Raw genomic sequence first — 13,865 nt, 5'->3', positions numbered from 1 at the left:
CCCATCCCAAACGTTTTACAAGTAACTACCAACAAAGTCGCCAACAATCCCCACCAAGCCCATCACAAATATAAAACCTGCCGTTCTTGATTGATAAATCGTCAAGCGCGGAATGCGTTTCATCAGCATCACCGGCATCAAATAAGCATAGATGGCAATCACGGGCGCAGATAAAGCACCAATAATTTTTAAGATCGGCGGATTGTAAACAGCCAGAAACCAAAGCCCGACCATCATCACGAGCGTCACCACAAGATTGATTTTCTTGCGATTAAGTTTTACCTCGGCAGCAGGGTTATTCCACGTCATTACTCTGGTCGTAATCCCCACCAAACCTTCACGCGTTCCAACAAAGTGACCGAAATACGAGCTAGCAATCGCCAAAAACGCAATAACCGGAATCAAATAACGCAAAAATGGCTGCGATACGATCAGTGACATCGTGGTCAAAATATCAATATTCTGCGCTTGTGATGCGGCTAAAACTTCTGGCGAAGTGGCAAGCACCATAGAAAACACAAAAAACATCACAAACACCAGCAAAATCAGTGATGTCCATTTAATAATCCCGTCAGTGCGAGCCACCGCTTCACGCGCACTGTATTGCGCACGATATGATGCGGCGAGGGTTGAGCAAACCGGAGAAAAATTCATCGCAAACACGAGCACAGGAAATAGCAGCAATAAATTTTTAAGCACATCAGCCGATGCAAACGGCACATGCAAAACGGATAAATTCCATTGCGGAATCATATAAATCGATAACGCCGCCAGCATAATGATCAATGGGAAAGTCATCAGCGACGTCACACGCACCATGAATTTCTCGCCCGCCAAAATCACCCCCGTCAAACCAGCCAGCAGCAAGAACGTCAGCAAAGTGCGCGAGAACCCTTCAATACCCAACTGATTGTGCAAAAAAGACGCCACGATATTGGTGACACCGGTAGCGTAACCCACACAAATGGTCACAATGGATAGGAAGTAGAGTATCGATACGGCAAAACCAACATTACGCCCCAAATCGTGCTCAACTGCACCGACGATGTCAGTGGGTTTCGGGCAGGAAGCCACCACTCGCGTAATGCCGCGATGCGCAATATAGGTCACCGGAAAAATAATCAGGGTCAAAATGAGCATCGGCCAAATCCCCCCCATCCCGGCGCGAATCGGCAGATACAAAATACCAGCTCCCACTGCCGTACCAAAACAGGTTAAAACCCATTCCCAGTCCTTCCGATCTAAACTCATTGCCTCATCCCCGATAGTAAGCGCTCGCACTCGACCACTAATGTAGTCGCCTTGCACACAATTACACGTGAATAGCCCCAAAAAAACTGTGCATTATTCACGCAACGGCACGACGATCTAACTTAGGCTTGATTTTAAACAGATAATTTGAACGAACTAGGAGATTGCTGTATTTCAGCAAGATTGAATTTATGTTCTTCGTATATCGCCGCAACAATACCGAAGAGCGAATCAAATTAAATCAAATGCAGATGTATATAAAGCCAGATCAATTTCATCAATGTCTAGCTTTATATACCCATACCTAATTACTCTTCAGAATTGAGCTGCAAGGCCCACATTTGCGCATATACGCCATTTTGCTCTAGCAATTCACGATGATGGCCGCGCTCGACAATTTGCCCTTCGCGCATCACCAAGATTTGATCGGCGTCGCTAATCGTCGACAAACGATGCGCCACAATCAATGTAGTGCGATTGGCAGAAATGGCTTTGAGCTCAGCTTGAATTGCCTTTTCGGTATGCGAATCAAGCGCGCTAGTCGCTTCGTCAAAAATCAAAATCGGTGGATTTTTCAAAATCGTGCGCGCAATGGCTACGCGTTGTTTTTCGCCACCGGACAATTTCAAGCCACGCTCACCGACAGTTGTATCAAAGCCATCGGGCAAACTTTGGATAAAGTCGTAAATATGTGCCGATTTTGCCGCCTCGATGACTTCTTCTTTACTCGCCGTAGGTCGACCGTAGGCAATATTGTAAAAAATCGTGTCATTAAACAGCACCGTATCTTGCGGCACAATCCCAATATGGGCGCGCAAGCTAGCTTGAGTAAGGTCACGCAGATCGATGCCATTGATACTAATGCTACCGCCTGCCACATCGTAAAAACGATACAGCAAGCGCGATAAAGTCGATTTACCGGCGCCACTTGCGCCGACCACGGCCACGGTTTTTCCGGCTGGAATGCTAAAACTCACATCCTGCAAGATTTGCCGATTGTCTTCGTAGCCAAAGTTTATATGACTAAATTCGACGGCAGCTTGTTGCGTTTGCAAGGTTTTCGCAGTGGGTTTGTCTTGAATTTCCGCACCTTTACCCAGCAAGCCAAACATTTTTTCCATATCGGCGAGCGAGTTTTTGATTTCGCGGTATACAAAACCCAAGAAATTCAGCGGCCCATACAATTGCAGCAGGAAGGCATTCACCAGGACTAAATCGCCCAAGGTCATCGTTCCGTGCACCACGCCATCTGCAGCCATCGCCACCAACAGCGTAATCCCGACTGCAATAATACTGGCTTGGACTGCATTCAAAAACGACAGCGAAACTTGATTATTGACCGCCGCGCGTTCCCATTTTTGCATGCTGCGATCATAGCGCTCAGCTTCCCAACGCTCGTTGCCAAAGTATTTGACCGTTTCATAGTTAATCAAACTATCAATCGCACGGGTATTGGCTTTGGAATCCATTTCATTCATATCGCGGCGAAAGCGCATCCGCCATTCAGTAATGCCCAAGGTAAACGCGATATAAACTGCCACAGTACCAAACGTCACCGCAGCAAATGTCCAATGGTATTTTTTGAGCAAAATAATCGCGACCAGACTGATCTCGACCAAGGTCGGCAAAATATTAAACAACATAAAGTTGAGTAAAAACGAAATGCCTTTAGTCCCGCGATCAATATCACGGCTCATGCCGCCCGTTTGCCGCTCTAAATGAAAACGCAGCGACAAGCGATGTAAGTGCTCAAAAACCTGCAAAGCGACTTTGCGAATCGCACCTTGCGTGACTTTGGCAAACACCGCATCGCGCAGCTCGCCCAAAATCGCCGTACTGAGGCGCAAAGCGCCGTAAGCCAAAATCAACGATAGCGGGAACAACAGCGTCGCATTTTTAGCGTCTAGACTATCGACAATGTCTTTGAGCACCAAGGGCACGGCGACACTGGCAAATTTGGCCAAAAATAATAAGGTCAGCGCCAACGCCACGCGGAATTTGTACTGCCATAAATACGGCAGCAAGGTTGAAATTGTTTTCCAGTCGTTACGCGGCTGAGGGTTAGAGCTAGAATGACTTGATGGTGGCATTAATGCAGTGTCCGTGGCATAGAAAGTACAAATTGATCGATAGCTGCTTCAAACTCAGTGCCATCGGCTGCAATCATTTGATAACTACCGCGCATCGTGCCGACTGGCGAATTGAGGGTAACGCCACTGGTGTATTCAAAGCTTTGCCCCGGTGCTAATTCTGGGTGTTCGCCAATCACGCCCTCGCCACGCACTTCCTGAGTTCGTCCTTGCGCGTCTTCAATAATCCAGTGCCGCGTCAATAGCTTGGCGGCAATCGATCCTTCATTGGTGATGGTGATTTGATACGCAAACGTATATTGCTCACTGCTTTCATCAGACTGCTCAGCCAAATAAAATGGCCGCGCTTGCACGCTCACTTTATAGGTGTGTTCCATATATTCCTCGTCGCAACTTAATACTTCGATGCCGCAGTTTACCAGCCTACGTGCTGCATATTGAGCAAAGTCATCTTGTTTTCGCGATAAACTGGCAAACTATCACGATTGATTGATCAACAAGGAGCCCGTTATGACTTTTCGTATCGCCCCTAGCATTTTGTCTGCCGACTTTGCCCGCTTGGGTGAAGAAGTTAAAAACGTCATCACGGCTGGCGCCGACATTATTCACTTTGATGTAATGGACAATCATTACGTACCGAATCTAACAATAGGCCCCTTGGTGTGCGATGCGATCCGCCCATGGACTGACGCACCGATTGATGTGCATTTGATGGTCAAACCTGTTGATCGCATCATTCCTGATTTTGCCAAGGCAGGTGCCAATATCATCACTTTTCATCCTGAAGCCTCAGAACACATCGACCGCTCGCTCGGTCTGATTAAAGAGTGTGGCTGCAAAGCGGGCTTAGTGTTCAATCCAGCAACCCCGCTGCATTACCTCGATTATGTAATGGATAAGATTGACATGATTTTGCTGATGTCAGTCAATCCGGGTTACGGTGGCCAATCTTTTATTCCGGCTACGCTGGCCAAAGCGCGCCAAGCCCGCGCGCTGATTGATGCCTACACCGCCAAGACAGGCCGTGAAATTTGGCTGGAAATCGACGGCGGCGTTAAAGTCGACAATATTGCCGAAATTGCTGCTGCTGGCGTCGATACTTTTGTTGCAGGTTCAGCGATTTACAGCCAGCCCGACTACAAAGCGGTAATTGATCAAATGCGAGCCGAATTAGCAACAGTGCAGCAGGTGCAATCGTGATTTTGCTTCACAACCCGCGCTGCAGCAAAAGCCGTGAGGCTTTAGCTGCACTCGAGGAGCGCGGTCACACGCCAACGATACGTCGCTATCTCGACGAACCTTTGTCTGAAGCGGAAGTGATTGAGTTACTCAAACAACTTAACCTCTCGCCACTGGGCTTGGTGCGACAAAAAGAAGATTTATGGCGCGAGCTTAGCGCAGGCAAAATTCTAACTGATGCCGACATCATCGATTTGTTAGTCCAACACCCCAAACTGATTGAACGACCGATTTTGATTTATCAAAATCAAGCGGCGATTGGTCGCCCCTTAGAAAATCTGCTCGAGCTATTAAATTAATAACAGGTATATTGCCGTAGGCTTTATTTGAAAATACCTACAAACAAATACCCAGCAAGGAAAATAATGAGCATTCAAGCAATTGCCTTTGATTTGGATGGTACCCTAGTCGACTCTATTCACGATCTAGCCCGCGCCGCCAATTTGGCGCGGGCGGATTTAGGTTTTGCTGCGCTGAGCAGCGATCGAGTTGCCAGCTTTGTCGGCGACGGGGCGGCCAGCTTAGTCGCACGGGTATTAGCTGATAGCCATAGTGCAGAATATACCGGCACACCGATACAGCAAGAGGGTATGAGCCGATTTAATGAGCATTATCGTGCTGGACTTTCTATCGCCACGCAGTTCTACCCCAAAGTGCAAGAAACGCTACACATGCTGCACGAGCGCGGGATGCCGCTAGCCATTGTGACCAATAAACCCGAACGTTTCACTATTCCTTTACTACGTGAAATGGGGGTGTTTGAACACTTTGATGTGATCGTTGCGGGCGACAGCTTGCCCAAAAAGAAGCCCGCTCCAGAGCCACTGCAATTTGCGGCCCTGCAATTAAATGTGGAGCTAGCCGATATGCTGATGGTGGGCGATTCAGTAAACGACATTCTCGCCGCGCGGGCTGCAGGTTGCCCCGTGATTGCAGTGAGCTATGGCTACGGCACAGACATTGAATCGCTCGGTGCCGATGCGGTGATTCATCGCTTCGACGAATTACGCGATTATTTAGACCTCAATTAAATTCTAATAATTGGCTAAATTATGCAGCGATGCATGCGAATCTGACGGAAACGGCGGCGAGTTTGACGATATGCCTTAGTTCCCGCACAATTGCAGCTCAATCCTCGGTTTTCATAGAAATCAATCAACATGGCTTTTTACTCCACCCCGCGCTTGAGCAAAGAAGAACTTGAAGGCCGCAATTGGCGATGGCGTCGCTGATATCGCGAACATAAGTACCCGCGCAAAAATTTGATAGCAAGACGTTGGCAGCGCAGTAAGTACATGAAGTACGACTAGGCAAGACAACGCGGCAAGCAAATTTTTGCTTAATGACTTACGCCTTTCTGCTATTGATTTGGAGTAGAACCCCATGATTTCCCGTTTTGAATTTGACGCCTTGGCCAGTCAAGGCTACAACCGCATTCCATTAATCCAAGAATTATTTGCCGATTTAGATACCCCGCTTTCGGTGTATCTTAAATTGGCTAATCGCCCTTATTCTTATCTACTTGAGTCCGTTGTCGGCGGCGAGCGCTTTGGGCGCTATTCATTTATCGGTTTACCAGCACGCACACGAATCAAAGTCAGCGGCCAGCACACTGAGCTGATTCACAACGATCACGTCATTGAAACGTTTGACGGTAACCCGCTCGACTTTATCGAAAATTACCAAGCACGATTTAACGCGCCACCGACCACAGGATTGCCGCGTTTTATGGGGGGCTTGGTTGGTTATTTTGGTTATGAGACGATACGCTATATCGAGCGCAAACTCGCACACTGCGACAAACCCGATCCAATCGGCGCACCCGACATTCAATTGCTACTATCTGAAGAAATCGTTGTCGTCGACAATTTGAGCGGTAAATTATTCTTGGTCGTCTACGCCGACCCGAATAATGAAATGGCATACGACAAGGCCGAAGCGCGGATTCATGATTTACGGATGAAATTACGCGAACCTGCCAATATTCCACTATCACTCGAAACACAACAAAAAAGCACACCGATTTCAGAATTTGGCGAAGACGCGTTCAAAACCGCCGTTTTAACAGCCAAAGACTATATCAAAGACGGCGACGTGATGCAGGTCGTGCTCGCGCAACGCATGAGTACGCCATTTGCGGCATCGGCAATGTCGCTGTATCGCTCATTACGCAGCATCAATCCATCGCCGTATATGTTTTATTACGACTTTGGCGACATGCAAATCGTTGGCGCGTCGCCAGAAATTTTAGTTCGACTTGAGGATGAAACGGTCACGGTGCGCCCAATTGCCGGCACCCGCCCACGCGGCAAAGATCGCGCAGAAGATCTCGCGCTCGAAACGGAGCTGTTAGCAGATGAAAAAGAAATTGCCGAGCACGTGATGCTCATCGACCTAGGCCGCAATGACGCTGGGCGCGTCGCTGAAACGGGCTCGGTCAAGTTAGTCGACAAAATGGTGGTCGAACGCTACTCACACGTCATGCATATAGTTTCCAGCGTTGAAGCGACACTGAAGCCCAAACTCAGCGCGATTGATGTGCTCAAAGCCACCTTCCCTGCGGGCACCGTTTCTGGTGCGCCTAAAGTACGCGCAATGGAAATCATCGACGAACTAGAACCCACCAAGCGCGGCGTTTACTCTGGCGCAGTAGGCTACCTTGGCTTTAATGGCGACATGGACGTCGCAATTGCATTACGTACCGCCGTAGTCAAAAACGAAACGCTATACATGCAAGCCGGCGCAGGAATCGTAGCCGACTCTGTACCACAAAGCGAATGGCAAGAAACACTCAATAAAGCGCGCGCGGTACTACGCGCCGCAGAGCTGGCTGAACAAGGACTGGACGCTTAAGCGCCTACATATTGAGACAAAGGAAACCGCCATGCTATTGATGATCGATAACTACGACAGCTTCACTTACAACCTCGTGCAATATTTTGGTGAATTAGGTCAAGACGTACAAGTTCACCGCAACGATGAAATCACCATTGAAGAAATTGAAGCACTCAAACCGAAATATTTAGTCATTTCACCCGGCCCCTGCTCGCCTGCCGAGGCCGGCATTTCAATTGCAGCGATCAAACACTTCGCTGGCAAACTGCCAATTATGGGTGTTTGCTTAGGGCATCAAGCGATTGGTGAAGCTTTTGGCGGCGTGGTATTGCATGCCAAAACGCTGATGCATGGCAAGGTATCACCCGTAACCCATAACGATATCGGGATGTTCAAAGATATACCCTCACCCGTTACCGTCACGCGCTATCACTCGCTCGCCATTGAACGCGAAACATTGCCTGATTGCCTTGCAGTCACTGCATGGACTGAAGACGGTGAAATCATGGGCGTACGCCACAAAACCTTAGCGATTGAAGGCGTGCAATTTCATCCCGAATCAATCCTGACCGAACACGGGCATAAAATGCTCGATAACTTCCTCAAAGAATGGGCGTAACGCCAATACAGCCGACCCTAGGTCGGCTTCTTTACGCCGATCCACAATAAATGAGTTGAACCATGATTACCGTACAAGCTGCCCTGAATCGCCTTATTGATAATAACGAGCTGTTTTATGACGAAATGCTGCATCTAATGCGGCAAATCATGTCTGGCGAACTGACGCCAGCGCAAATCGCTGCGCTACTGATTGGTCTTCGCACCAAAGTAGAAAGCGTTTCAGAAATCGCCGCTGCAGCAACGGTGATGCGTGAGTTTTCAACCAAAGTCGCCGTGCAAGATCGTCGCCATTTGGTTGATACCTGCGGCACTGGCGGCGATGGCGCACATACCTTTAATATTTCAACCTGTGCCTCTTTTGTCGCAGCGGCAGCAGGTGCCAAAGTCGCCAAACACGGCGGCCGCTCGGTGTCATCAAGCTCAGGCTCAGCCGATGTGCTAGAAAGCTTTGGCGTGAATTTGAACCTTACCGCCGAACAAGTCGGTCAGTGCATCGATGAAGTGGGTCTTGGCTTTATGTTTGCACCGAATCATCACAGCGCGATGAAATACGTCGCGCCAGTACGTAAAGAACTCGGTGTACGGACGATTTTCAACATTCTTGGGCCACTGACCAACCCCGCTGGTGCTGACAATCAAGTGATGGGGGTATTCCACCCCGACCTCGTAGGTATCCAAGCGCGTGTATTAAAGCAATTAGGCTCTAAGCATATACTCATCGTGCACGGTAAAGATGGCATGGATGAAATCTCGATCAGCACACCAACAATGATTGCCGAACTCAAAGACGGTGAAATTATCGAATACGAACTCGACCCGCGTGATTTTGGTTTTGAATTGGCCGACATTAAAGCACTACATGCCAGCAATGCCGCTGAATCGAAAGCGATTATCGAAGGCATTCTGAACGGTGCGACTGGTCCTTGCCGCGACATCGTGCTACTCAATGCTGGTGCTGCGATTTACGCCGCCAATTTAGCCGTGACGCTAGAAGATGGGATTAATGCTGCGCATGAAGTGATTGCGAGCGGCGCGGCGAAGGCAAAACTCGATGCACTGGTGGCGTTTACACAAGGCCTGGCCAAGTAATGGAAAACCTGCGCACTTACCACGGCAGCTGCCACTGTGGCGCAGTCAAATTTCGTATAAGCTCGCCTGAGATCACCTCGGGAGTGCGCTGCAATTGCTCGATCTGCGAGCGTAAAGGTGCGCTAATGACACCGCATATTTATTCACCGGAAGAATTGGTGGTCGAGTCGGGCGCGGATCAATTGAGCGTGTATCAATTTGGTAGCGGCGTGGCGAAACATTATTTCTGCAAGGTGTGCGGAATTTACCCATTTCACCAGACGATGCGCAAAGCGGGATATTATCGTGTGAATGTAGGCTGTGTGAATGGCCTTGAGCCGCTAGTTATGCCAGTTGAAGTTTTCGACGGCAAATCACTGTGACAATTACGGATATAAACAACTCATGACAGAGTTAAATACGTTTGCAAGTGTTTTGTGTACCGCTGTGGGCTTAATGATTGCATTTGCAACAATGATGATTGCATCATCCGCACTCAGCACATGGCGCCATTCATTAAATGCGGAATCAAATCTAAAGCTACGAAATGATATTCTTGACACCATTTCTGACTGGTATGTATGTGCAATGGACGTTGCCGTTGCGACTCAGAGAAATCGTAGGATCACAGAAGATCAAGAGATAAACGCAATTCTAGAAGGAAAAGAACTATTAAATAAGATGACTTCTAGGCTAAAAAAATGCACATCCTAGTAGAAAACACTGCGACACACCAAGAATTACCTAGTGCAGAGCAAAAAAATAAAAAGGAGCTGCTTAAGTACATTCAAGACGCAATGAATATCCAAGGCGAAATTAGAGAATATATTTCCCAAAAAACTGGAATATATGGCGAAGCGGCAGAAGCGTTCAATGCAGTTACTACACCGAATCATGCAATATTCGAGAAAGAACCCTATTCCAAAGTCCAAGTCTGTATTAAAGCAATATCAAAAGCATCTGAATATTTACTCATTAACAAAAACCTATAGCCGCATAGGGTGGGTTAATCGAGAAGCGGTGTAACCCACCATTAACTAAAATCTGATTCAAAATCGGTGGGTTACGCCTGCGGCTAACCCACCCTACGAGTGAAATAAAATGTCCGACATCTTAAAAAAAATCTGGGCGACGAAGTTTGAAGAAGTCGCTGCTGCTAAAAAACTCATCCCACTCGCCGAAATTCGTGCGCAGGCCGAAGCCAATCAAGATCACCGTGATTTTGTTGCGGCTATTCGCGCGAAACATGCCGCGGGTAAAGCGGGCGTGATTGCCGAAATCAAAAAGGCCAGCCCTTCTAAAGGCGTAATGCGCGATCCATTTGTTCCGGCCGAGATTGCGCCAGATTACGAAGCCCATGGTGCGGCTTGCTTGTCGGTGTTAACTGACGTGCAGTATTTCCAAGGCCACGCCGATTACCTAAAAGCGGCGCGCGCAGCCTGCACTATTCCTGCGCTGCGTAAAGACTTTATGGTCGATGAATATCAGTTTTATGAAGCGCGTGCATGGGGTGCAGATTGCATTTTATTGATCGCAGCCGAACTCGATTTACCACAGATGCGCGACTTTGAAGCGCTGGCGCATCAATTGGGCATGGCTGTCTTGGTCGAAGTGCATAACGGTGAAGAGCTCGACGCCGCTTTGCAGTTGACTACGCCGCTGGTAGGCGTGAACAACCGCAATTTGCGTACATTTGAAGTGAGTTTGCAAACCACCATCGATTTGCTACCGCGTATTGTTGATGCTGGCGGCAATCGAATTGCGGTTTGTGAAAGCGGCATCCACACACCAAGCGATGTACAACTGATGAAAGACCACAATGTTCACACCTATCTGGTCGGTGAGGCATTTATGCGTCAAGCCTCGCCGGGGCAAGGATTGAGCGAACTCTTTAAAGCCATCTACCAATAATCTAACGTATACGGCGCCAATCATTTATGGAGCTTGATTAGCGCCGTATACATACTGATTATTTTTTACCACCACCTTCACCGCCCTTGCCGCCACCTTTACCGCCGCCTTCTCCACCTTTACCACTGCTACCCCCACCACTGCTGCTACCGCCACTACTTCCACCGCTACCACTGCTACCCCCACCACTGCTGCTACCGCCACTACTTCCACCGCTACTACTGCTACCACCGCTACTGCCTTTCCCGCTATCGCCACCGGACTTGCCACTTCCGCTGCTGCCACTATTGCTAGCAGACTTAGCACCTGAGCTACTTGACTGCCCACCCGAATCATCCGACCCACTCGATGAACGCCCAGATTTACCTGCAACATCATCCGATTGGCGACTCCGGCTAGACTGCCGCTGATCGTCTAGCCCTTCTTTATGCGCGGTCTCTCGGCCATGCTCAGTTTCAATTTTTTCGGCTTTTTCAACCCGTTCCGACTGACCTAGATGCCCCAAGGAGCGATGCGCCTCGTGGCTTTTTGCTACCACCGCACCCATATTCAATCCCAATGAATTCGAGATTTCCCCCCACCCCATCCCTGAACTTCGCTGAGCGGTGACGGTAGCCAAGGCTTGCTGCAAGCTCATACCTGGATTTTTTTGCATCATGGCGCCACTCAAGGCCAGTGTGTTATTCACCCCGCCCCAACCCATTGACTGATTTGACGCATTGAGCACCGTTGCGGCCCCCGCCACATTAATCGTCACGCCTTGCCCAGTACGAAGCGCATTGGCCAGTTGCAATGCATTTTCTTTCGACCCCGCTAATCCGGAATACGTCGTCGCCAATACATTAGCGACTTGTTTTGATTCTTGCTGGCTACTGAGCTGATTGGTTTTCTGTGCACTATCGTCCAGACCATCAGCCCAAACCGGCAGACTTAGCATCAATGATGCAGCAATCATAGGCAACTTCATTGCGAGCCTCTTTTCAGTAAGAACTGATTGTTATTGTGGGCTCGATCAATCAAAGCAAGCTAAAAAAGCGATTTTTTTACCGCCCAAAGGTCATCTTACGAAAATAATTATTTTTATTTTACTGCTTTAAAATCAAGTAGATGCAATCTGATTTTTTGCTGACAATCAGCATCTATACCAAGATTTTTTTCGATATAAAGATGTAAGCTGCCAGCTAATTTTTTAACCTCATGCAAGGCGGCTTTGAGGTATTCCGCTCGCGCCCCAAAAATTGCCTTCAAAATACTTTCGTCAGCACCACGGGCAAGTCCATGCTCTATCACGGTCTGAAATTTCAACAAGACATTTTCGTGACTTGTTAAATAATCACGCAAAATTCGCTCGTGCGGCACGCCCAAAATCGTCAACAGTAAAACCGCCGCCCATCCGGTACGATCTTTACCCGCAGTACAATGAAACAACACAGGGTATTGCTCTGCAGACTTTAATGAGCTTAGCCAATCAGCCATTACCCGCTGAGAAGATGGGTTTCGCACCATATCACGATACAATTCCATCATCATGTTTTCCGCTTGACCCCGCCCTAAATGCAACTCCAACAAAGCTGGATCGGCTAACAACTGCTCCAGATGAAGCGCCGATTGTTGCTCCGAATCCGCCAAGACATCACCAGACTGCATCCGCACCCCTGGCAAGTCTGGATCGGGATGACGAATGACTTCTTGCTGCGCTCGAAAATCCCAAATTTGTCGCAAACCCAACAGAGATAACTGCTGGATAGCCGACTCACCTAAACCAGCCAAATGCTCCGAGCGATACACCATGCCAGATTTGATGACAGCACCAGCGGCGGTCTTCATCCCGCCCAAGTCTCGAAAATTAAGCAAACCATCGATTTGCAAGGTTGGTTTATTGGCTTGCTGCTGTCGCTGCAGCGCAAAAAACCGCTGCAGCAATTGGCGGGACTCGTCAGCGCAAGGGCCTTGCTCGATTTGGGTATGGTGATTCAGTTGCGGCTCAAGATAAGGATTGCAAACGCTGCCCGCTGCGCCCGTTTTGGGCTCTTTCGCGGCGTAGACCACGCGGGCGATACGCGACTGCAAAATCGCGCCACTACACATCAGGCAAGGCTCCAGCGTGATAAATAGCTCGCACTCTGGCAGACGATAATTACCCAGATGCAGCGCCGCCTGACGAATCGCCACCATCTCAGCATGCGCGCTCGGATCGTGACTACTGATCGGCTGATTATGGCCGCGACCAATGATTTCACCGCGATACACGACCACCGCACCGACGGGTACTTCACCAATATCAGCTGCCTTTTTCGCCTCAAAGAGCGCTGCCTGCATAAAAATGAAGTCAGAAGGCTCTGATTCCACCATCATTTTTTACGCCACTCACAAATTGACATACAAAGAAAAATCAAAAAGAACCCAAAAAATATCACTTTGTATATTTTAAAGTCGTCTGCAAAAGCAGCAATTTTTGTACGTTGCACAGACTCTGCCACATAGAGTTGATTCGTTTGCAGATCTCGTACCGAAATAATGTAGCCAACATTCATAGTAGGAACGTGAACCCATTTTAACTCAACATTTTTCCCAACTTCGATATTGCCTAAACCGCACACCCCCACAATGCCATAAGGAGCTGTAAACCCTGTCGTGTATTGTCGCCATTTCATTATGTGCATCGGATTTGATTTTGATCCCACGGCGCAACTCAAAACACCTTGCTCTTCAAAAATCTCTCCATGAACGTCTGGAACAGGTGTTTTTACCCAAAGTAGCCCTGCCCATAAAAATAATATGGAAAAACCAAGATAAAAATATTTCAACATCGCAGTCCTTCACACGGACAACCTTACTAATTACAACCAT

15 protein-coding genes are annotated in these 13,865 nt (G+C 48.4%); 9 read left to right on the top strand and 6 right to left on the bottom strand.

Annotation, left to right across the window (positions count from 1 at the left end):
- Nucleotides 1-15: 15 nt before the first annotated feature.
- The 3 genes from GM173_RS03625 to apaG form a co-directional block, all read right to left on the bottom strand.
- Entirely contained in the window at nucleotides 16-1,251 is a 1,236-nt protein-coding gene (locus tag GM173_RS03625; protein ID WP_203569952.1) for an amino acid permease, read from the bottom strand.
- A 308-nt stretch (nucleotides 1,252-1,559) separates the two neighbouring features.
- Nucleotides 1,560-3,341, bottom strand: coding sequence for an ABCB family ABC transporter ATP-binding protein/permease (locus GM173_RS03620; protein WP_203569951.1), 1,782 nt, complete (start codon nucleotides 3,339-3,341; stop codon nucleotides 1,560-1,562).
- On the bottom strand, nucleotides 3,341-3,718 hold the full coding sequence (gene apaG / locus GM173_RS03615) for a Co2+/Mg2+ efflux facilitator ApaG/CorD (RefSeq protein WP_203569950.1): 378 nt from the start codon (nucleotides 3,716-3,718) through the stop codon (nucleotides 3,341-3,343). The genes GM173_RS03620 and apaG overlap by 1 nt, the downstream gene beginning before the upstream one ends.
- Nucleotides 3,719-3,851: 133 nt before the next feature.
- Between apaG and rpe the strand changes: the two genes are divergently transcribed.
- The 9 genes from rpe (at nucleotide 3,852) to trpC (ending at nucleotide 11,015) form a co-directional block, all read left to right on the top strand.
- Nucleotides 3,852-4,541 (top strand): ribulose-phosphate 3-epimerase, encoded by a 690-nt coding sequence (rpe, locus tag GM173_RS03610; RefSeq protein WP_203569949.1) that lies wholly within the window; start codon nucleotides 3,852-3,854, stop codon nucleotides 4,539-4,541.
- Nucleotides 4,538-4,879, top strand: coding sequence for an arsenate reductase (glutaredoxin) (gene arsC, locus GM173_RS03605; protein ID WP_308439573.1), 342 nt, complete (start codon nucleotides 4,538-4,540; stop codon nucleotides 4,877-4,879). Before rpe ends, arsC begins: the two co-directional genes overlap by 4 nt.
- A gap of 66 nt (nucleotides 4,880-4,945) precedes the next feature.
- The gene (locus GM173_RS03600; protein WP_203569948.1) at nucleotides 4,946-5,611 is read left to right on the top strand and encodes a phosphoglycolate phosphatase; all 666 of its coding nucleotides are present in this window, start codon (nucleotides 4,946-4,948) and stop codon (nucleotides 5,609-5,611) included.
- Nucleotides 5,612-5,963: 352 nt separating this feature from the next.
- On the top strand, nucleotides 5,964-7,433 hold the full coding sequence (gene trpE / locus GM173_RS03595; protein WP_203569947.1) for an anthranilate synthase component I: 1,470 nt from the start codon (nucleotides 5,964-5,966) through the stop codon (nucleotides 7,431-7,433).
- A 31-nt stretch (nucleotides 7,434-7,464) separates the two neighbouring features.
- Nucleotides 7,465-8,034, top strand: coding sequence for an anthranilate synthase component II (locus tag GM173_RS03590; RefSeq protein ID WP_203569946.1), 570 nt, complete (start codon nucleotides 7,465-7,467; stop codon nucleotides 8,032-8,034).
- A 62-nt stretch (nucleotides 8,035-8,096) separates the two neighbouring features.
- Nucleotides 8,097-9,125: an anthranilate phosphoribosyltransferase gene (trpD, locus tag GM173_RS03585; protein ID WP_203569945.1), complete on the top strand. Its 1,029-nt coding sequence runs from the start codon at nucleotides 8,097-8,099 to the stop codon at nucleotides 9,123-9,125.
- On the top strand, nucleotides 9,125-9,487 hold the full coding sequence (locus GM173_RS03580; protein ID WP_275412319.1) for a GFA family protein: 363 nt from the start codon (nucleotides 9,125-9,127) through the stop codon (nucleotides 9,485-9,487). Before trpD ends, GM173_RS03580 begins: the two co-directional genes overlap by 1 nt.
- Before the next feature lie 318 nt (nucleotides 9,488-9,805).
- Nucleotides 9,806-10,096: a hypothetical protein gene (locus tag GM173_RS03575; RefSeq protein WP_203569943.1), complete on the top strand. Its 291-nt coding sequence runs from the start codon at nucleotides 9,806-9,808 to the stop codon at nucleotides 10,094-10,096.
- Nucleotides 10,097-10,205: 109 nt separating this feature from the next.
- A complete protein-coding gene (gene trpC, locus GM173_RS03570) occupies nucleotides 10,206-11,015 on the top strand; it encodes an indole-3-glycerol phosphate synthase TrpC (protein ID WP_203569942.1) in 810 nt (269 codons plus the stop codon).
- 58 nt (nucleotides 11,016-11,073) lie between these two features.
- On the opposite strand, the gene GM173_RS03565 is transcribed toward trpC, so the two are convergent.
- The 3 genes from GM173_RS03565 to GM173_RS03555 all read right to left on the bottom strand — a co-directional run bounded on the left by GM173_RS03565 (nucleotide 11,074) and on the right by GM173_RS03555 (nucleotide 13,825).
- A complete protein-coding gene (locus GM173_RS03565; protein ID WP_203569941.1) occupies nucleotides 11,074-11,982 on the bottom strand; it encodes a hypothetical protein in 909 nt (302 codons plus the stop codon).
- A gap of 113 nt (nucleotides 11,983-12,095) precedes the next feature.
- On the bottom strand, nucleotides 12,096-13,370 hold the full coding sequence (gene tadA / locus GM173_RS03560; RefSeq protein WP_203569940.1) for a tRNA adenosine(34) deaminase TadA: 1,275 nt from the start codon (nucleotides 13,368-13,370) through the stop codon (nucleotides 12,096-12,098).
- Nucleotides 13,367-13,825, bottom strand: coding sequence for a hypothetical protein (locus GM173_RS03555; RefSeq protein ID WP_203569939.1), 459 nt, complete (start codon nucleotides 13,823-13,825; stop codon nucleotides 13,367-13,369). Before GM173_RS03555 ends, tadA begins: the two co-directional genes overlap by 4 nt.
- Between the last annotated feature and the right edge of the window lie 40 nt (nucleotides 13,826-13,865).

The organism is Deefgea chitinilytica, assembly GCF_016881405.1.
In the GTDB taxonomy this organism is placed as follows: Bacteria; Pseudomonadota; Gammaproteobacteria; order Burkholderiales; family Chitinibacteraceae; genus Deefgea; species Deefgea chitinilytica.
Note: the sequence above shows the minus strand (reverse complement) of the source record. Positions and strands in the feature narration are given on the sequence as shown.